This is a genomic window from Flavobacterium sp., assembly GCF_965657075.1.
Classification (GTDB): Bacteria; Bacteroidota; Bacteroidia; order Flavobacteriales; family Flavobacteriaceae; genus Flavobacterium.
In genome coordinates this window covers 24,856-43,400 of sequence record NZ_CBFHMV010000017.1, presented here as the reverse complement: position 1 = coordinate 43,400, position 18,545 = coordinate 24,856, and the positions used below count along the sequence as shown (strand labels likewise).

Here is an 18,545-nt window from a genome sequence, read left to right as displayed (position 1 = left end):
TTTCTAAATTCTAACTTCTTATTTCTAAATTTTTATACCAAAACCCATTCGCCAGAAGCAATCATGCTTTCAGCTTTTTTGAATTTTAAAGTTTCCGTTTTTCCACTCATTACATGTTTAATAGTAACTGTATCATTACGGTTAATTTTTGGCGTGTCTCTAACAATCGTTTCTGTAACTTGTGGTCTTTGACTAGCCATTTCACCTGCTTGTTTGTTTGCTGATGCGGAATCATTTATTTCTGTAGATTCTTTACTTTCTGTATAGTTTTCTTTTTGACGAACTTGTTTTGCTTCTTGAATCTCGTTTGGATTTTGTGAAGGTAAATCGCCTTTGAACAAGAATGAAATTACTTCTTTATTGACATTATCAATCATTTTTTTGAATAATTTGAAAGCTTCAAATTTATAGATTAATAAAGGATCTTTTTGTTCGTGAACGGCTAATTGAACTGAAGTTTTCATTTCATCCATTTTACGCAAATGTTTCTTCCAAGCTTCGTCAACAATGGCTAATGTAATGTTTTTTTCAAAATCACCAATTAAAGATTTTCCTTGAGTAGCATAAGCTTTTTCAAGATTGGTAACGACATTTAATGATTTGATTCCGTCTGTAAAAGGAACTACTATTCTTTCGTATTTTCCATTGTTATTTTCGTATACATTTTTAATAACTGGAAAAGCTTCTTCTGCATTGCGAATTACTTTTTCTTCATAATGTGCCAAAACAGCTTTATAGGCTTTACCAGTAATTTCCATTTCAGATAACTTACTGAATTCACTTTCAGAAATTGGTGATGTTACCGAAAAATAGCGAATCAATTCAAACTCAAAGTTTTTGAAGTCGTTTGTAGCTTTGTTTTCTTGTACAATTAGTTCACAAGTGTCATACATCATGTTTGCAATATCAACTTTCAAACGTTCTCCATGTAAAGCGTGGCGTCTTCTTTTATAAACTACTTCTCTTTGAGCGTTCATAACATCATCATATTCCAATAAACGCTTACGAACCCCAAAGTTATTTTCTTCTACTTTTTTCTGTGCACGTTCAATAGATTTGGTCATCATCGAATGTTGAATAACTTCACCTTCTTTCAATCCCATTCTATCCATTACTTTCGCTACTTTTTCAGAACCAAATAAACGCATTAAGTTGTCTTCCAATGAAACATAGAATTGTGAACTTCCCACATCTCCTTGACGACCAGCACGACCTCTTAACTGACGGTCAACTCTTCGTGAATCATGACGTTCAGTACCAACGATGGCTAAACCACCTGCTTTTTTAACTTCAGCAGATAATTTAATATCCGTTCCACGACCAGCCATATTGGTTGCAATAGTCACTACTCCTGGATTTCCAGCTTCAGCAACAATTTCTGCCTCATTTTTATGCATTTTTGCATTCAATACATTGTGTTGAATACCACGCATTTTTAACATTCGACTTAATAATTCTGAAATCTCAACAGAAGTTGTTCCAATCAATACTGGACGACCAGCTTTTGATAATCCTACAACGTCTTCAATAACGGCGTTGAATTTTTCGCGAACGGTTCTGTAAATTAAATCTTCTTTATCTTGACGAGCAATTGGTCTATTTGTTGGAATTTCAACAACATCCAATTTGTATATTTCCCATAACTCTCCAGCTTCAGTAACAGCAGTACCAGTCATACCAGCTAGTTTGTTATACATTCTGAAGTAATTCTGTAAAGTAACCGTTGCAAAAGTTTGTGTGGCTGCTTCAATTTTTACATTTTCTTTAGCTTCAATCGCTTGGTGTAATCCGTCAGAATAACGACGACCATCCATAATACGACCAGTTTGCTCATCTACAATCATTACTTTGTTATCCATTACAACATATTCAGTATCTTTTTCGAATAATGAATAGGCTTTAAGCAATTGTGTTAAAGTATGAATACGTTCAGATTTGATTGAAAAGTCTTTAAATAATTCGTCTTTTCTTTCAGCTTCTTCTTCTTTTGATAAATTTGCTTTTTCAATTTTGGCAATTTCAGTACCAATATCTGGTAAAACGAAGAAACTAGCATCTGTATCTTTAGATAAAAACTGAATTCCGTTATCCGTTAATTCAACTTGATTGTTTTTTTCTTCAATAACAAAATATAAAGCTTCATCTACTTTTGGCATTTCACGATTGTTGTCTGCCATGTATTGATTTTCTGTTTTTTGAAGCAATTGTTTGATTCCTTCTTCTGACAAAAATTTGATTAATGCTTTGCTTTTTGGTAAGGCTCTATAAGCTCTTAAAAGTTGGAAACCACCTTCTTTTGTATTTCCTTCTTTGATTAATTTCTTAGCTTCTGTTAAAAATCCTGTAGCTAGTTGTCTTTGTAAACCTACAAGATTATCAACTTTTGGTTTCAATTCACTAAATTCTTGTCTGTCTCCTTGAGGAACTGGACCAGAAATAATTAACGGTGTACGTGCATCATCAATTAAAACCGAGTCAACTTCATCCACAATAGCAAAATTATGTTTACGTTGTACTAAATCCTCTGGAGCATGAGCCATATTATCACGTAAATAATCGAAACCAAATTCGTTATTGGTTCCATATGTAATATCAGCGTTGTAGGCTTTTCTTCTTGCATCTGAATTCGGTTGGTGATTGTCGATACAATCAACAGTCATTCCGTGGAATTCAAATAATGGAGCTTTCCAAGTACTATCTCTTCGTGCTAAATAATCGTTTACAGTTACTAAGTGAACACCGTTTCCAGTTAATGCATTTAAGTATAGTGGAAGTGTTGCAACTAAAGTTTTTCCTTCACCTGTTTGCATTTCGGCGACTTTACCTTGATGTAAGACAACACCACCAATTAACTGTACGTCATAGTGAATCATGTCCCAAGTGATTGCTTTTCCAGCTGCATCCCATGAATTTGCCCAAACAGCATTATCACCATCAATTGTAATATAAGCTTTTGTAGCTGATAATTCAATATCTTTTGGAGTAGCCTTAACCGAAATATTTGAATTGTTTTTAAAACGTTTTGCCGTTTCTTTAACCACAGCAAAAGCTTCAGGTAGAATATCGTTTAAAACTTTTTCTGAAATTTCATAGGCTTCTGCTTCTAAAACATCAATTGCTGCATAAATATCTTCTCTTGCATCAATATCAACAGTAGTATCAGCGTCAGCTTTTAAAGCTGATATTTTAGTATCTTTTTCAGCTCTAGCTTGTTTAATTTTATCTTTGAATTCAGTTGTTTTAGCTCTCAATTCATCGTGTGATAATGAGGCTAAAGCTTTTTCAAAAGTGTGTGCTTTAGCAATAAGTGGTTGAATGGCTTTAACATCTTTCTCGGATTTATCTCCCACAAAAGCCTTCAATATTGAATTTAAAAAACTCATAATAGTTTGTTTTATCTAATAGTTTGTAAATATAACCAAAAAAAAAGCCTCAAGTAGAGACTTTTTTGTTGTGATTATTTATTTTTTTTAATACTCATCCTCGTTCCAAAGGTAATCTTCGTCCGTAGGATAGTCTGGCCAAATTTCTTCCATTGATTCGTAGATTTCTCCTTCATCTTCTATAGATTGTAGATTTTCCACTACTTCCAAAGGAGCTCCAGCTCTAATTGCGTAATCTATAAGCTCATCTTTGGTTGCTGGCCAAGGAGCATCACTTAAATAGGATGCTAATTCTAATGTCCAATACATCTTTTTATCGATTTAAATTTGTGCAAAAATAAATTTTTAACTCAAATAGTCAAGTTTTTTTTGATTTATTTTATAATTATTTTTAAGAACGTGCATTCTGATTGCTGATTTTTGAATGTTGATTTATGATTTATGAACTTTTAAAATCATTCTGAAATCAAAAATCGTTAATCTTCAATCTCAAATCATTTTCTTGGAATCCATTTTACTTCCTCAGCTTTTAAATCTTGAGACAACTTTCGTGCCAACACAAAAAGATAGTCAGAAAGTCTGTTTAGGTATGTCAGAACAAGTTGGTTTGTAGGTTCTAAATCATTTAAATGTACTGATAAACGTTCTGCTCTACGACAAACGCAACGTGCAATATGACAATATGACACAGTTGTATGTCCACCAGGCAATACAAAATGAGTCATTTGAGGTAATGATTCTTCCATTGTATCGATTTCTTTTTCTAGAAAGTCTATGTCTGAAGTAACTAAACCTAAGTTTTGAAGTCTAGGTTGTCCGTTTTTAAGCGTTTCTTTTTCTGATGGAGTTGCTAAAATAGCTCCGACCGTAAATAATCTGTCTTGAATTTCAGCTAAAACGGTTTTGTAATGAACATCAATTTCTTGATCACGAATTAATCCGATGTGTGAATTTAATTCATCAACTGTTCCGTAGCTCTCGATTCTTATGTGGTGTTTTGGAACTCTTGTACCTCCAAATAGGGCTGTTGTTCCTGTATCTCCTGTTTTTGTGTAAACTTTCATTTTTTGTAGTAATAAGTGACTAGCGATTAGTAACTAGCTGTTTGTGTTGTCTTTTGATTTTTTACTTTTGATTTGAAATGATTTTCTGTGGTTCATGTCATTTGGATACTTTTTATGCAAAACCTTTAGGATAATGTATAAAATTATAATAACTGAAAGTAGAATTATCATCGCTTTGTTTAATTTTCATCAAAGATAGCGGAATGAAAGTAAAAGAAAAAATGATTTCTCCAATAGCCCTGATGGGAATGGCATCCTTTTTTGAAAAAAAAGATAGAAAGGACAGCAGGAAAATGGTTGGCATGTACAAACCAAGCCATTCGCTTCTATAATTATTTATTTTTTTGATCGCTTTCGATTACACCATCGCGAAGACGAATAATTCTGTGTGCATGTTCAGCTATTTCTTCTTCGTGAGTTACTAGGATTACAGTATTTCCGTTAGCGTGAATCTCATCAAAAAGTCCCATGATTTCAACAGAAGTTTTACTGTCCAAATTTCCAGTTGGTTCATCGGCAAGAATGATGGAAGGTCTGTTAACTAAGGCACGACCAACAGCCACACGTTGACGTTGTCCACCGGAAAGTTGGTTCGGTTTGTGATCCATTCTGTCAGCTAATCCAACTTGGGTTAAAACTTCGGTGGCGCGTTCGTTTCTTTCTGATTTTGAGTGACCAGCATAAACCATTGGTAATGCCACGTTATCCAAAGCAGTTGTTCTTGGCATCAAGTTAAACGTTTGAAATACGAATCCGATTTCGGTGTTTCTTATGCCTGCTAATTCGTCGTCGTGCATTTCGCTGACTAATTTTCCGTTTAGCATGTATGATCCTGCCGTTGGTGTGTCTAAACAACCTAGAATATTCATCAAAGTCGATTTTCCTGAACCTGATGGCCCCATTAAGGCAACGTATTCTCCTTTATTTATGGTTAAATCAATTCCTTTTAAAACATAAACAGTTTCGCTTCCTAAAGGAAAATTTCTAGTGATTCCTTTGATTTCTATGATTGGTTTTGACATGTTGATTTTAGATTGCTGATTAACGAATTTTGACCCGAGCCTGAAAGTGCGAATAGACGAAGTATTTCAGAACTAACTATAAGTAGAATTAAGTATCGATTTGTTACAGTTTAAAATTGATTTTTTGGAACACAGATTTAAGAAATTTGAATAATTTAAAGAAATCTATGTGAGCTTTGCGTAAAACGTTGCGTCTTTGCGGTTAAAATTAAACTCTAACTACAAAATGTTCTTTTTCTTGTTCTGTTCTAAAGAATACAAATCCCCATTGAAACGTGTCGATTGTGACTCTTACTTTTGGATGTTTTTTTATGGTTTCCCAAGCTTCTTCCATGTCTTTTGACCAGTGAATGTCATCAAAAATCCACACGCTTTCGTTGGTGATTGTTGGAAGTAGTAGTTCAAAATATTCTAAAGTTGCTTTTTTGGAATGGTTACCGTCGAAGTAAATTAGTTGAAAGTTGGGAGTTGGGAGTTGGGAGTTTTGAAAGTAATCTTCAAATTTTGTGTTTATGAATTCGATGTTGTTTATATCTTGTAATTGTACTTGATTTTTTGCAATTACCATTGTATTTGAACAACCTTCTAACGAAGTTATTTTAGCATTTTTTTTCCCTAAAGATAAGGCAGAAGTGGCTAACCCTAATGAAGTTCCTATTTCTAAAATGGTTGTAGGTTGGAAATAATTTACAACTCTAAAAAGTAGTTTAGCTCTTTTAGGAGAAATTCCAGCTGTTTTTGCAATTTTTGAGATTTGTCTTTTGTTGGATTTAAAAACTCTTGAACCTGCTCCAAAATCAGTTACTTCAATGAAGTTTTTGTTTTCTAATAATGAATTTCTGTATTTTTTTAGAATTTCATATTCAGCATAGTTTTTCTTATCATAAAAACATTTTGTAACTAAACTATATACAAATGGTGAATGAACTCCGTGTTGATTACTTGAGTTTTTCAAGAAATTTAAATATGATTTAATTTGAAATAACATTTTTTATTAGTGTTAAGTAATTAGTAACTAGTAATTAGCCCGAATTTAGCTAATTACTAATCACTTTTTACTAGTTACTCATTTATTCCATTTTAGCCGATAATTCAAACCAGCGTTCTTCTTTGGCTTCCATTTTTTTGATGATATTTTGTAGTTCGTTTGCCTTTTTTTCAATGGCATCATCTGCTATTTTTCCATCAGTAAAAAGTTGTTCGATTTTGGCTTTTTCGAATTCTAAATCTTTGATTTCTCTTTCTATTTTTTGATATTCCTTTTGCTCGTTAAACGTTAAATTTGAAGTATTATTTTGTTGTTTCCAGTCTTTCTTTTCGGTTTTGTTGTCTTCTTTTTGTTGTACGTCAGCTGAATCTTCATAAGCTCTAAAGTCAGAATAATTTCCTGGAAAATCTTCTACTTCTCCTTCACCACGAAATACAAATAAGTGATCCACAATTTTATCCATGAAATACCTGTCGTGAGAAACTACTAATAAATTTCCTGGGAAATCTAACAAGAAACTCTCTAAAACGTTAAGCGTAACAATATCTAAGTCATTTGTTGGCTCATCCAGAATTAAGAAATTTGGATTCTGAATCAAAACCGTACATAAATACAAACGTTTTAATTCGCCACCACTTAATTTTTCTACAAAATCGTATTGTTTTTTGGCATCAAATAAGAACCGTTCTAATAATTGAGAAGCCGAAATGATTTTTCCTTTGGTTAAAGGAATATATTCACCGTATTCTTTAATAATATCAATTACTTTTTGACCTGGTTTTGGATTGATACCACTTTGTGTGTAATATCCAATTTTTATGGTTTCACCAACAATTACCTTTCCAGAATCTGGAGGCATGGTTTGGGTCATGATGTTTAAGAAAGTCGATTTTCCTGTACCGTTTTTCCCGATAATACCGATTCGTTCTCCTCTTTGAAAGGAATAGGTGAAATCATCTAAAATAACTCTGTCTTTGAAACTTTTGTTCAGCTTAACTAATTCAATGATTTTGCTTCCCATTCGCTCCATGTTGATTTCCAATTCTACGACATTTTCTTTTCTACGACTTTCTGCCTTTTCTTTAATCACATAGAAATCATCCTGACGTGATTTTGATTTTGTAGTTCTAGCTTTGGGTTGTCTTCGCATCCAAGCCAATTCTTTTACGAATAAGTTTTGTGCTTTGTCAATACTCGAATTTTCTGAAGCAATTCGTTCATCTTTCTTTTCTAAGTAATAAGAATAATTTCCTTTATATTGGTATAATTTTCCGTTGTCTAATTCGATGATTTCATTACATACACGTTCTAAGAAGAAGCGGTCGTGCGTAACCATAAATAAAGTAATGTTTTCTTTAGCAAAATAATCTTCTAACCATTCAATCATTTCTAAATCCAGGTGATTGGTTGGCTCATCTAAAATCAATAAATCTGGACGACTAATTAAGATTATAGCTAAAGCTAAGCGTTTCTTTTGTCCTCCAGAAAGACTTTTGACTTTTAGTTTTAAGTCGTCTAATTTAAGTTTGGAAAGAATTTGTTTGTATTGTGTTTCAAAATCCCAAGCATTGTGTCGGTCCATATCATCAAAAGCTTTTTGATAAACCTCTTCATCTTCTGGATTTTCTAATGCTTTTTCGTATTTTTCTATGACTTTTAAAATTTCATTGTCTGAAGCGAAAATACTTTCTTCAATAGTCAATTCGTCTTGTAAATTATTATTCTGTGAAAGAAAAGCCATATTGATTCCTTTTCTAACCACAACTTGACCAGTATCTGGTTCGTCAAAACCGTTTAACATGTTCATTATGGTGGTTTTTCCAGAACCATTTTTGGCAATAAAAGCTATTTTTTGGTCTTTGTTAATTCCAAACGAAATGTTTTCAAACAAAACACGTTCGCCATAAGCTTTGGATATATTTTCTACAGAAAGGTAATTCATAATAATTTAGAATTCAGAAATTAGAATTTTGAAGTGCAAAAGTAGTTTATTGCCTATAACGAAACAATGTTTTAATTGTAAATAAAAAAAGCTGCCTTTTCAGACATCTTTCAAGTTTTATTTTAGAACTTCAACTTCAATAAAACTGTCGTTAAATATTTTTATGAAGGCTTTAGTATAATCTTCTTTTTTAGCTAAATATTGATTTTCTAGAAACTTTTGTGGGTTTACTGCAATCATTGGATACCAAGTACTTTGCACTTGAATTTGGATTTTGTGCCCTTTTTTGAAGGTATGCAAAACATCTTGCAATCTAAAATTAACTTCAGTAGTTTGGTTTGGAGTTAATGCTTCTGGTTTTTCAAAGCTTGTTCTGAAACGTGAGGGCATTACTTCACTTCGAACCATTTGATGATAATTGGCATAAAGAACATTCGTTTTATCTGCATTTTGAGGTTCATCAGCTGGATAAATATCGATTAATTTTACAATAAAATCAGCATCTGATGAAGATGAAGCGATTTTCAGTTTGGCCATAATTTCTCCAGCTAAAGTGATGTCTTCAGTTAGATAATCTGTTGTAAATGTTACTACATCTGGTCTATTTAAGGCAAAGCGTTGGTCTTCACTCATGTAATTCCTTGGTGTAAATCCATTGTATTCAGCATAATTAACACTACTTGGAACAGGATTATTTGGATCACTATAATATTCTGAAAAAGAATTGTTTTGCGCTTTTTCATTTTCTAATTTTCCATCTGAACTCAAATAAAAATTAAATTTTGAACTTTCTTTTGGAGGCCAAGTTGTAAATTCTTTCCATTCTTTTTTTCCAGTGTCAAACATGTAGGCTTCAGGAAGTGCAACAGCATTTTTTGAATTTCCTTTCAAATAATGATTAAAAAATTTATATTCAATATTTTTCTGATAAAAAGTGGCAATACTGTCTCCAAAATAGATATCATTATGAAAGTGTTTGCCTGATTCTCTTGACCAACCACCATGAGAAAATGGTCCCATTACAATCGTATTTTTTGCTTTTGGACTTGTTTTTTCGATAGTTTTGTAAATGTTTAAAGGTCCAGCTAAGTCTTCCGCATCGAACCAACCACCAACAGTCATTACTGCATGATTGATATTTTTTAAATGAGGTAATAAATTTCTAGATTGCCAAAAAGAATCATAATTAGGATGATTCACAATTTCTTGTATGAAAAAATTATCTTTATAATATTTATCAGTAGCTTCCTTTACAGTTCCAAGTTCATTATAGAAAATGGAACCATCTTTAGAAGTTGGACGAATCATTTGATCAGTATACCATGCTTTATTTTCAGCTTTGGTTTTTTGAACTCCAAATACAGGAAAAGTTCTAAAATAGCCCATTACAAAGGCTCCATTATGATGAAAATCATCAAAAAAGAAGTCAGAAATTGGAGCTTGTGGAGAAGACGCAACTAATGCTGGATGATTGGCAACGGTTCCAACAGCAGTATAAAATCCAGGATAAGATGTTCCGTATTGACCTACTTTTCCGTTGTTGTTTTTTATGTTTTTTACCAACCAATCTACAGTATCATATGTATCTGTACTTTCATCGACGTCTTTTTTAGTTTTATGTTCTACTTGTGGTGTCATATTGGTAAAAGTGCCTTCACTCATGTATCTTCCACGTACATCTTGATACACGAAAATGTATTTCTCTTCCTCTAAAAAAGAATTTGGTCCTAAAGATTTTTTAAAGTTTTCTTCTCCATAAGGTGCAATACTGTAGCAAGTTCTTTGCATTAAGATCGGATATTTTTTATCTTTAGAAATGTCTTTTGGTGTATAAACAGCGGTATAAAGTTGCACGCCATCTCTCATGGTTATGTAAACTTCTTTTTTGTCGTAATTTGTCTTTATTTCATCTTGAGAAAACAGACTTAAGGACAATAAAAACATTAATATTTGAAACAAATTTTTCATTTTAATTGGTATTGGTTTAATTATGTGATGTATAGAATATTTTAAACGTCTAAGATATTAAGATTTTAGCAATTAAATGAATTGTTCTTATAAATAGTTTTAAAGTTTAATTATATTCGCACTATGCAATTATCTGTTATCATTCTCAATTATAACGTTCGTTTCTTCTTAGAACAATGTGTTTTTAGTGTTCAAAAAGCATTAGAAAACATTGATGGCGAAATTATTGTGATTGATAATAATTCATCGGATGATAGTTGTGCGATGATGAAAGAGAAATTTCCGAATCTAAAGCTGATTGAAAACAAACAAAATGTAGGTTTTCCAAAAGGAAATAACATTGGAGTTGCAGAAGCTAAAGGAGAATTTATATGCATATTAAATCCAGACACAGTTGTTGCAGAAGATACGTTTACTAAAATACTGAACACTGAACACTGCCAACTGAACACTGGAATAATTGGTTGTAAATTAATTGATGGAACTGGAAATTTTCTTCCAGAATCAAAACGTGGTGTTCCAACACCTTGGGTAGCTTTTACAAAGATTTTTGGCTTGTATAAAATTTCAAATTTTTTTGGAAAATATTATGCGCAACATATTACTGAAAATCAATCTGGAAAAGTTGATATTTTGGTTGGGGCATTTATGATTTTAAAACGTGATTTATATAATGAAGTTGGTGGTTTTGACGAAAATTGCTTTATGTATTCAGATGATATTGACTTGAGTTATATGGTTTTAAAATCAGGAAAAGAAAACTATTATTTTCATGAAACTTCGGTGATTCATTACAAAGGAGAAAGTACAATTAGAGATGGTTTATACATGAAACGCTTTCGCGAAGCCATGCAGTTTTTCTATAAAAAGCATTTTAAAAAATCAGTTTTTTTCGATTTGATGATGAAAATTGGTGCTTTTGCGTTTAGCATTGTAAAGAAAAACCAACAGAAAATGGAAAAGAAAGTAATTGATGAATACATCGTTTTTTCCAAATATAAATTAATCTTAAATTTGAATAATAAAGTCACTTATTTGTCTGATTTTAATCAATTTAATGATAATTATGAAAAAAATATTGAATTAATTTTTGATACCAATTCATTTAGTTTTAAGGATATTATTGAATTTATGGAAAAGAATAAAGCGCGTAATATTACTTTTAAGAATTACATGAGAACATCTAATTATATTATTGGAAGTAATAATTCCAATGACAGAGGAGAAATTATTCAAGTAAATGATAATTTAATAAATCAATAAAAAAGACTAATAAATTTTTTGAATTCGAGGTAAATAGTCAAAACTTTTATTAATTTTGCAATCGAATCAAAAGAATCTAACGGTATAGTAAGAATATGGCAAAATTTGAATTAAAACTTCCTAAAATGGGAGAAAGTGTTGCGGAAGCTACCATTACAAATTGGTTAAAAAAAGTAGGTGAGTCTATTGAAATGGACGAAGCTGTACTTGAAATTGCTACCGATAAAGTAGATAGTGAAGTGCCAAGTGAGGTTTCTGGTACTTTAATTGAAATTCTTTTTAATGTTGACGATGTAGTTCAAGTTGGACAAACGATTGCTATTATTGAAACAGAAGGTGGAAGTGTTTCAGAACCTGTTTTGGCACCAATTCATTCAAATGAACCAGTTGCTGCTCAAAAAATAGAAGAGCAAATCTCAACAGTAAAAACAGATTTGAATTTTACTCCTGATTTTTCGGATTCAGATAAATTCTTTTCGCCACTAGTAAAAAATATAGCTTCTGCTGAAGGAATTTCTGTAGAAGAGTTAAATAAAATAAATGGAACAGGTAAAGAAGGTCGTATTACCAAAAATGATATTCTTGACTATGTTGCCAATAGAAGTAGTGCTCAGTCATCAGTTGGCAGTGTTCAGAATGCAGTAAGCAGTAAACCAATTACTGAAGAAGTTAAACCAGCAACCAACAACCAACAATCAACAACTCCAAAAGCAGTTCCAGTTTCAGTTAATGGTGGTGATGAAATCGTTGAAATGGATAGAATGCGTAAGTTGATTTCAGGTTATATGGTAGCTTCTGTTCAAACATCGGCTCACGTACAATCGTTTATAGAAGTTGATGTAACGAATATGTTCAAATGGAGAGATAAAGTTAAAAATGCTTTTGAAAAACGTGAAGGTGAAAAGTTAACATTTACACCTTTATTTATGGAAGTTGTCGCTAAAGCATTGAAAGATTTTCCAATGATGAATATTTCTGTAGATGGTGATTACATCATCAAAAAGAAAAACATCAATTTAGGAATGGCTGCAGCTTTACCTAACGGAAATTTAATTGTTCCAGTAATCAAAAATGCAGATCAATTGAATTTAGTTGGAATGGCAAAGGCTGTTAACGATTTAGCTAATAGAGCAAGAATTGGAAAATTAAAACCAGACGATACGCAAGGTGGAACTTACACAGTTACAAACGTTGGAACATTTGGTTCTGTTTTTGGGACTCCAATTATCAATCAACCACAAGTTGGAATATTAGCACTTGGCGCAATCAGAAAAGTACCAGCAGTTATCGAAACTCCAGAAGGTGATTTTATCGGAATTCGTCAGAAAATGTTTTTATCACACAGTTATGACCATAGAGTTGTAGATGGTGCATTAGGAGGAAGTTTCGTAAAACGCGTGGCTGAATATCTAGAAGCTTGGGATATTAATAGAGAAATATAATTTCTTTTCAAATAAATTACTAAATTAGTCCGATAAATTAATCGGACTTTTTTTATGAAAAAAATTTTAGTTTTAGGTGTTTTAGTTTCTATTTTCAGTTGTAAGGAAGCTATTAAAAAAGAAGAAAAATTAGTTGTTGAAAACACTTTTGAAGAAATTCAATTTGTAGAACCAGAAATTACAAATACAAATGTTGTAAATACTGTTGAAGATTTATTAGGCTATTGGGTTGGAGATTTTGTGGCTGATATATCAAACGAAAAAAGAGATACTTTATATAAAGAAAAAAAATGGAGTTTATTAAATATAAAAATTACAGTTTCATTCGATAAAATTGAAAAAGATTCTGTATTTGGACACACAATTGTTGCTGGAAATATCACCACTTTTAAAGGAATTTTTATACAAAATGATAAAGCTATTAATTTAAATTTAGATGAGCATTTGAATACAAAATATAATGGTTTTTTTGAAATGTACATCTTTAAAAAAGATTCTATTTTAGATGGAAATTGGTCTGCCTACAATCCAGAAAATGTGCAAATAGCCAAAAGAAAATATAATCTTCATAAAAAGATGTTTGAATACAATCCAAATAATAAAGTAGAATATACTTTTATCAATGAAGATAAATCCAATAAAATTAAATATACAGATACCATTGACGGTGAAGTTGAAGAATATGAAGATTATGAATTTTATTCAACAACAGATAAAGTCTTTCTAAAAAATGCTTCAAAAGAATTATTAGAAAAAGATTTTGTTGCTAATTTAACCAAAGCAGATATTTTTATTCTTAGAAATTCCATTTTTGCGCGTCATGGATTTGCTTTTAGAGACAAGCAATTAAGAATATACTTTGAAAATTTTGATTGGTATATGCCCGTTTTTGGTGATGTAAAAGACGATTTAACCGAAATTGAAAAACAAAACATCGATTTATTACTTCGTTATGAACAAAACGCAGCTGAATATTACGATACATTTGGTAGATAATGCTTTTAAAAAATGCTAAATATCTTTTATGGTTTGCTTATGCTTACTTTTCATATTTATTACTTTTAATAACAGTTCAATATATTCCATTAGATTTTGATGTAGCTTTTTTAAGAATTAAGCAAGATGAAATTCAATTGTTTCATTACAAAATAGCTTTTTTTACTCATGTTTACATGAGCATTTTTCTTATTGCTTTTGGATGGATGCAATTCTCTTCTTACATTAGAAAAAAGCATAAACTTTTACATAGAAATATCGGTAAATTTTACATTATAATCATTTTATTTTTTTCTGGACCATCAGGTTTAATTATGAGTTATTATGCTAATGGTGGATTAATTTCTCAATCAGCATTTATACTTTTGTCTATTTTATGGATGTTATTTACTTATCTTTCTTTTCATTATGCAAAAAAGTTAGATTTCAAAAATCATCAAAAATTTGCCATCAGAAGTTTCGCACTAACATTATCTGCTATTTCGTTGCGACTTTTCAAATTCATTATCGTATTTTTGTTTCAACCTTTTCCTATGGATACTTATAGAATAGTTTCATGGTTAGGTTGGACATTTAATTTAGTATTAGCCGAAATAATAATTATATATTTTTTAAATAAAAGAATTAATGGAATTAAAATTAACTAGACCTATTTGCTTTTTCGACCTAGAAACTACTGGAGTAGATGTTGCAAAAGATAGAATCGTAGAAATAGCAGTTTTTAAAGTATATCCAAACGGAAATAAAGAAAGTAAAACTTGGTTGGTAAATCCAACTATTCCAATTCCTCCACAAACTACAGCTGTGCACGGAATCACTGATGAAAAAGTAGCCAACGAACCACCATTTTCGGAATTAGCAACTCAAGTGTATAACATGATTAAAGATTCCGACTTAGCGGGTTTCAATTCTGACAGGTTTGATATTCCTTTGTTAGCAGAAGAAATGCTTCGTGCTGGTGTTGATTTTGATATGAAAAACAGAGTTTCCGTTGATGTTCAAACTATTTTCCATAAAAAAGAAGAAAGAACACTAAGTGCTGGTTACAAGTTTTATTGTGGTGAAAGTCTAGAAAATGCTCATTCAGCCGAAGCTGATACTATGGCTACTTACGAAATTCTAAAAGCTCAACTTGATAGATATCCAGATTTAGAAAATGATATAAAAGCATTATCTGAGTTTACTACAAGAAAGCGTTCGGTTGATTTCGCTGGATTCATTGCATTGAATAAAGAAGGGCAAGAAGTCTTTTCATTTGGAAAACACAAAGGAGTTTTAGTTGATGATGTTTTAGAAAAGGAACCTGGTTATTTCAGTTGGTTGCAAAATGCTGATTTTCCTCTTTATACTAAGAAAGTATTGACAGCTATTAAATTAAGAAAGTTAAACACTAAATAAAGTGATTAGTGGTTAGTAATTAGTGAACAGTCGATTTGCTATTTACTAATTACTAGTTACCAATTGCCATAAAATGAAAATAATATGCATAGGTCGCAATTACGCTGACCATATTTCTGAATTAAACAACGAAAAGCCAACAAAACCTGTTATCTTTTTAAAACCGGATACAGCTCCAATTCTTAAGAAATTTCCATTTGTAATTCCAGCTTTTAGTAATGATGTACATCATGAAGTTGAAATTTTAGTCAAAATTTGTAAAGTTGGAAAGTATATCAGTCCAAAATTTGCACCTAATTATTATGAAGAAATTGGATTAGGAATAGATTTTACAGCTAGAGATGTCCAAGCAGATTTAAAAGCGAAAGGTTTACCTTGGGAAAAAGCAAAAGCATTTGATGGTTCAGCTTTAATAGGCGATTTTTTGCCTAAAGAAGAATTTAAGTCACTAGAAAATATTAATTTTGAATTGCATTCCAATGGAAATATGGTGCAACAAGGAAATACAAGTTTAATGCTTTGGAAAATAGATGAATTAATTGCTTATATTTCCCAATACTTTACTTTAAAAAAAGGAGACATAATTTTTACAGGAACACCAAAGGGAGTAGCACAAGTGAAAAATGGAGATGAATTAGTAGGATTTATTGAAGGAAAACAATTGTTTAAAATTCAGGTTAAATAATGGCATTGCATTACAACTTATCCAAAGTGTACGAAATATCTTCAAATGATGCAGGTTTTGCACAGAAAATTTTGGAACTTTTTGTACAAGAAGTTCCAAGTGAAATCAAAAAGATTAAAGAAGGAATTAAAGAAAAAGATTATGACAAGGCCTACACTTCAGCCCATAAAATTAGACCAACATTGGATTTGTTAGGAATGGATTTGGCTTTCGAAGAAGTAAATCAAGTTATAGATTGGGCAAATTCTCAAGGAAAGAAAAAAGATATTGTTGAGGTGTATAAGTTGTTAAAAGAACATATAGATTTATCAACAAAAGAGATTAAAAAAAATCATAAAATCAAATAAATGAAAGCAACTATAGTGACTATTGGAGATGAAATTCTAATTGGTCAAATTGTAGATTCTAACTCTTCTTATATAGCAAAAGCTTTAGATAAAATCGGAATTGCAACTCATGAAATGCTTTCAATTTCTGATGATAAAGAACACATTTTAACTACTTTTCAAAAGCTTCAAAATCAAGTAGATGTTGTTTTAATCACAGGTGGATTAGGTCCAACAAAAGACGATATTACTAAAAAAACATTTTGCGATTATTTCAATGATTCACTCATTGAAGACGAAAAAGTGTTACAACATGTAAAAGATATTATTGAAGGTTTTTATAAAAGACCAATCACACAATTAAATAAAGATCAGGCACTTGTGCCTTCAAAAGCAAAGGTGTTATTTAATAAAATGGGAACTGCACCAGGTATGTGGATGGAACATGAAAACACAATTTTTATTTCTATGCCAGGTGTTCCTTATGAAATGAAATACTTGATTGATAATGAAGTTATTCCCAATTTAGTTGAAAAGTTTGAAAGACCTTTTATTGTGCATCAAACCATTATGACTTATGGACGTGGAGAAAGTTTAATAGCCGAAGAAATAGAAGATTGGGAAAATAATTTACCTTCATTTATAAAATTAGCTTACTTGCCAAGTCCAGGAAGAGTTCGTTTAAGATTAACGGCTCGTGGAAATGATGAATGGGTTTTAAAAGAAGCTATCAAAAATCAAATCATCAGTTTAACTCCTTTAATTGAAGAAATAATTGTAGGTTTTGAAGAAGATGATTCCATTGAAGTAGTTTTAGGTCGAAAATTAAAAGAAAAAGGATTTACAATAGCAACAGCTGAAAGTTGTACTGGTGGAAAAATAGGACAAATGTTAGCTTCAATCGTTGGAGCTTCTAGTTACTTCAAAGGAAGTTTAGTGACTTATGCCACACAATCTAAAATAGATGTTTTAGGAGTTTCAAAAGAAATTATTGAAAAATATTCAGTTGTAAGTGAAGAAGTTGCACTTGAAATGGTGAATAAAGTCAAACAAATTATGGGATCAGATTACGCAATTGCAACAACAGGAAATGCTGGTCCTTCCAAAGGGGATTCCGAAGCAGATTTAGGTGTAGTTTATATTGCAATTGCTACTCCTAATAAGGTGTTCGTTGAGCGATTTGACTTTGGGCAACCAAGAGAAAAAGTGATTGATAGGGCAGTTAATAAAGCCTTTGAATTGGTGTATAAAGAAATTTAAAAAAAATAGTAAACTTTGTTTGTTTATTTGTAGAAATTTTGTTTCTTTGCACCCTTATTTAGAATAACGATAAAAGACTACAATAATGTCAAGAGTTTGTGAACTTACAGGAAAAAGAGCGATGACCGGAAACAATGTTTCTCACGCTATGAATAAGACAAAGAGAAAATTCTCTGTGAACTTATTTAAAAAACGTTTTTATGTTGCAGAAGAAGATAAATGGGTAACTTTAAAAGTATCTACAGCTGCTTTAAAAACTATTAATAAAATTGGTATTGAAGCTGCTATGAAAAAAGCAAAAGCTAACGGAATGAAATTTTAATCCGAAAACCTCTAAAAAAAATATATAAAGATGGCAAAGAAAGGTAATAGAATACAAGTTATTTTAGAGTGTACTGAGCATAAAGCTTCTGGTGTAGCTGGAACTTCACGTTATATCACTACTAAAAACAAGAAAAACACTCCAGACAGATTGGAAATTAAAAAATTCAATCCTGTTTTGAAAAGAGTAACTGTTCACAAAGAAATTAAATAATAAGAAATTTTACTTCTGTAAAACTTCATAAAATATTCAATTATGGCAAAGAAAACCGTAGCAACATTACAAACAGCTTCAAAAAGATTAACCAAAGCAATCAAAATGGTTAAGTCTCCAAAGACTGGTGCTTATACTTTCGTTGAGTCAGTTATGGCTCCAGAACTTGTTGACGAGTTCTTAAAAAAGAAATAAGTTTAATAAAATTTATATAGAAAAGCTGCTTTCGTTTGAAAGTAGCTTTTTTATTTTTACATTTGTTTGAAATTTAAC

General features: G+C 31.2%; 19 protein-coding genes. 12 read left to right on the top strand and 7 right to left on the bottom strand.

Annotated elements, in window-relative coordinates; genetic code table 11:
* Nucleotides 1-32: 32 nt before the first annotated feature.
* The 3 genes from secA to ACTF56_RS09965 form a co-directional block, all read right to left on the bottom strand.
* On the bottom strand, nucleotides 33-3,383 hold the full coding sequence (gene secA / locus ACTF56_RS09975) for a preprotein translocase subunit SecA (RefSeq protein WP_438966757.1): 3,351 nt from the start codon (nucleotides 3,381-3,383) through the stop codon (nucleotides 33-35).
* 87 nt (nucleotides 3,384-3,470) lie between these two features.
* On the bottom strand, nucleotides 3,471-3,692 hold the full coding sequence (locus ACTF56_RS09970; RefSeq protein ID WP_022828503.1) for a DUF2795 domain-containing protein: 222 nt from the start codon (nucleotides 3,690-3,692) through the stop codon (nucleotides 3,471-3,473).
* Between the two features lie 185 nt (nucleotides 3,693-3,877).
* Complete coding sequence (locus tag ACTF56_RS09965) at nucleotides 3,878-4,447, bottom strand: cob(I)yrinic acid a,c-diamide adenosyltransferase (protein ID WP_438966756.1); 570 nt, start codon at nucleotides 4,445-4,447, stop codon at nucleotides 3,878-3,880.
* A 203-nt stretch (nucleotides 4,448-4,650) separates the two neighbouring features.
* Here ACTF56_RS09965 and ACTF56_RS09960 point away from each other — a divergent pair, with 203 nt between their 5' ends.
* A complete protein-coding gene (locus tag ACTF56_RS09960; RefSeq protein WP_438966755.1) occupies nucleotides 4,651-4,779 on the top strand; it encodes a hypothetical protein in 129 nt (42 codons plus the stop codon).
* On the opposite strand, the gene ACTF56_RS09955 is transcribed toward ACTF56_RS09960, so the two are convergent.
* The 4 genes from ACTF56_RS09955 to ACTF56_RS09940 all read right to left on the bottom strand — a co-directional run bounded on the left by ACTF56_RS09955 (nucleotide 4,780) and on the right by ACTF56_RS09940 (nucleotide 10,367).
* Entirely contained in the window at nucleotides 4,780-5,469 is a 690-nt protein-coding gene (locus ACTF56_RS09955) for an ABC transporter ATP-binding protein (protein ID WP_438966754.1), read from the bottom strand.
* Nucleotides 5,470-5,677: 208 nt separating this feature from the next.
* Nucleotides 5,678-6,457, bottom strand: a complete 780-nt coding sequence (locus ACTF56_RS09950) for an O-methyltransferase (protein ID WP_438966753.1) — start codon at nucleotides 6,455-6,457, stop codon at nucleotides 5,678-5,680.
* 82 nt (nucleotides 6,458-6,539) lie between these two features.
* Nucleotides 6,540-8,399: an ABC-F family ATP-binding cassette domain-containing protein gene (locus ACTF56_RS09945; protein WP_438966752.1), complete on the bottom strand. Its 1,860-nt coding sequence runs from the start codon at nucleotides 8,397-8,399 to the stop codon at nucleotides 6,540-6,542.
* 117 nt (nucleotides 8,400-8,516) lie between these two features.
* The gene (locus ACTF56_RS09940; protein WP_438966751.1) at nucleotides 8,517-10,367 is read right to left on the bottom strand and encodes a CocE/NonD family hydrolase; all 1,851 of its coding nucleotides are present in this window, start codon (nucleotides 10,365-10,367) and stop codon (nucleotides 8,517-8,519) included.
* 123 nt (nucleotides 10,368-10,490) lie between these two features.
* On the opposite strand from ACTF56_RS09940, the gene ACTF56_RS09935 reads away from it, so the two are divergent.
* From ACTF56_RS09935 to ACTF56_RS09885, 11 genes are all read left to right on the top strand, one after another.
* Nucleotides 10,491-11,630, top strand: a complete 1,140-nt coding sequence (locus tag ACTF56_RS09935; RefSeq protein ID WP_438966750.1) for a glycosyltransferase family 2 protein — start codon at nucleotides 10,491-10,493, stop codon at nucleotides 11,628-11,630.
* 95 nt (nucleotides 11,631-11,725) lie between these two features.
* On the top strand, nucleotides 11,726-13,072 hold the full coding sequence (locus ACTF56_RS09930) for a dihydrolipoamide acetyltransferase family protein (protein ID WP_438966749.1): 1,347 nt from the start codon (nucleotides 11,726-11,728) through the stop codon (nucleotides 13,070-13,072).
* 54 nt (nucleotides 13,073-13,126) lie between these two features.
* Nucleotides 13,127-14,068, top strand: a complete 942-nt coding sequence (locus ACTF56_RS09925) for a YARHG domain-containing protein (RefSeq protein ID WP_438966748.1) — start codon at nucleotides 13,127-13,129, stop codon at nucleotides 14,066-14,068.
* On the top strand, nucleotides 14,068-14,715 hold the full coding sequence (locus ACTF56_RS09920; RefSeq protein WP_438966747.1) for a DUF2306 domain-containing protein: 648 nt from the start codon (nucleotides 14,068-14,070) through the stop codon (nucleotides 14,713-14,715). Before ACTF56_RS09925 ends, ACTF56_RS09920 begins: the two co-directional genes overlap by 1 nt.
* The gene (locus tag ACTF56_RS09915) at nucleotides 14,696-15,466 is read left to right on the top strand and encodes an exonuclease domain-containing protein (RefSeq protein WP_438966746.1); all 771 of its coding nucleotides are present in this window, start codon (nucleotides 14,696-14,698) and stop codon (nucleotides 15,464-15,466) included. Before ACTF56_RS09920 ends, ACTF56_RS09915 begins: the two co-directional genes overlap by 20 nt.
* 73 nt (nucleotides 15,467-15,539) lie before the next feature.
* Nucleotides 15,540-16,151, top strand: coding sequence for a fumarylacetoacetate hydrolase family protein (locus tag ACTF56_RS09910; protein ID WP_438966745.1), 612 nt, complete (start codon nucleotides 15,540-15,542; stop codon nucleotides 16,149-16,151).
* Nucleotides 16,151-16,498 carry an Hpt domain-containing protein gene (locus ACTF56_RS09905; protein WP_438966744.1) on the top strand — a complete coding sequence of 116 codons (348 nt, stop codon included), beginning with the start codon at nucleotides 16,151-16,153 and terminating at the stop codon, nucleotides 16,496-16,498. Before ACTF56_RS09910 ends, ACTF56_RS09905 begins: the two co-directional genes overlap by 1 nt.
* Nucleotides 16,499-17,737, top strand: a complete 1,239-nt coding sequence (locus tag ACTF56_RS09900; protein WP_438966743.1) for a CinA family nicotinamide mononucleotide deamidase-related protein — start codon at nucleotides 16,499-16,501, stop codon at nucleotides 17,735-17,737.
* Between the two features lie 85 nt (nucleotides 17,738-17,822).
* A complete protein-coding gene (gene rpmB / locus ACTF56_RS09895) occupies nucleotides 17,823-18,059 on the top strand; it encodes a 50S ribosomal protein L28 (protein ID WP_438966742.1) in 237 nt (78 codons plus the stop codon).
* Nucleotides 18,060-18,089: 30 nt separating this feature from the next.
* Nucleotides 18,090-18,272, top strand: a complete 183-nt coding sequence (rpmG, locus tag ACTF56_RS09890; protein ID WP_011963553.1) for a 50S ribosomal protein L33 — start codon at nucleotides 18,090-18,092, stop codon at nucleotides 18,270-18,272.
* A gap of 42 nt (nucleotides 18,273-18,314) precedes the next feature.
* Nucleotides 18,315-18,467 carry a DUF4295 domain-containing protein gene (locus tag ACTF56_RS09885; protein WP_113988621.1) on the top strand — a complete coding sequence of 51 codons (153 nt, stop codon included), beginning with the start codon at nucleotides 18,315-18,317 and terminating at the stop codon, nucleotides 18,465-18,467.
* Nucleotides 18,468-18,545 lie beyond the last annotated feature (78 nt).

Excerpts from the sequence above, each read along its gene's own strand:
- ACTF56_RS09900 (WP_438966743.1), top strand. The coding sequence starts at position 16,499 with ATGAAAGCAACTATAGTGACTATTGGAGATGAAATTCTAATTGGTCAA.
- ACTF56_RS09965 (WP_438966756.1), bottom strand. The coding sequence starts at position 4,447 with ATGAAAGTTTACACAAAAACAGGAGATACAGGAACAACAGCCCTATTT.
- ACTF56_RS09885 (WP_113988621.1), top strand. The coding sequence starts at position 18,315 with ATGGCAAAGAAAACCGTAGCAACATTACAAACAGCTTCAAAAAGATTA.
- ACTF56_RS09925 (WP_438966748.1), top strand. The coding sequence starts at position 13,127 with ATGAAAAAAATTTTAGTTTTAGGTGTTTTAGTTTCTATTTTCAGTTGT.
- rpmG (WP_011963553.1), top strand. The coding sequence starts at position 18,090 with ATGGCAAAGAAAGGTAATAGAATACAAGTTATTTTAGAGTGTACTGAG.
- ACTF56_RS09940 (WP_438966751.1), bottom strand. The coding sequence starts at position 10,367 with ATGAAAAATTTGTTTCAAATATTAATGTTTTTATTGTCCTTAAGTCTG.
- ACTF56_RS09960 (WP_438966755.1), top strand. The coding sequence starts at position 4,651 with ATGAAAGTAAAAGAAAAAATGATTTCTCCAATAGCCCTGATGGGAATG.
- ACTF56_RS09945 (WP_438966752.1), bottom strand. The coding sequence starts at position 8,399 with ATGAATTACCTTTCTGTAGAAAATATATCCAAAGCTTATGGCGAACGT.
- ACTF56_RS09905 (WP_438966744.1), top strand. The coding sequence starts at position 16,151 with ATGGCATTGCATTACAACTTATCCAAAGTGTACGAAATATCTTCAAAT.
- secA (WP_438966757.1), bottom strand. The coding sequence starts at position 3,383 with ATGAGTTTTTTAAATTCAATATTGAAGGCTTTTGTGGGAGATAAATCC.
- ACTF56_RS09920 (WP_438966747.1), top strand. The coding sequence starts at position 14,068 with ATGCTTTTAAAAAATGCTAAATATCTTTTATGGTTTGCTTATGCTTAC.
- ACTF56_RS09910 (WP_438966745.1), top strand. The coding sequence starts at position 15,540 with ATGAAAATAATATGCATAGGTCGCAATTACGCTGACCATATTTCTGAA.
- ACTF56_RS09970 (WP_022828503.1), bottom strand. The coding sequence starts at position 3,692 with ATGTATTGGACATTAGAATTAGCATCCTATTTAAGTGATGCTCCTTGG.
- ACTF56_RS09950 (WP_438966753.1), bottom strand. The coding sequence starts at position 6,457 with ATGTTATTTCAAATTAAATCATATTTAAATTTCTTGAAAAACTCAAGT.
- ACTF56_RS09915 (WP_438966746.1), top strand. The coding sequence starts at position 14,696 with ATGGAATTAAAATTAACTAGACCTATTTGCTTTTTCGACCTAGAAACT.
- ACTF56_RS09955 (WP_438966754.1), bottom strand. The coding sequence starts at position 5,469 with ATGTCAAAACCAATCATAGAAATCAAAGGAATCACTAGAAATTTTCCT.
- ACTF56_RS09930 (WP_438966749.1), top strand. The coding sequence starts at position 11,726 with ATGGCAAAATTTGAATTAAAACTTCCTAAAATGGGAGAAAGTGTTGCG.
- rpmB (WP_438966742.1), top strand. The coding sequence starts at position 17,823 with ATGTCAAGAGTTTGTGAACTTACAGGAAAAAGAGCGATGACCGGAAAC.
- ACTF56_RS09935 (WP_438966750.1), top strand. The coding sequence starts at position 10,491 with ATGCAATTATCTGTTATCATTCTCAATTATAACGTTCGTTTCTTCTTA.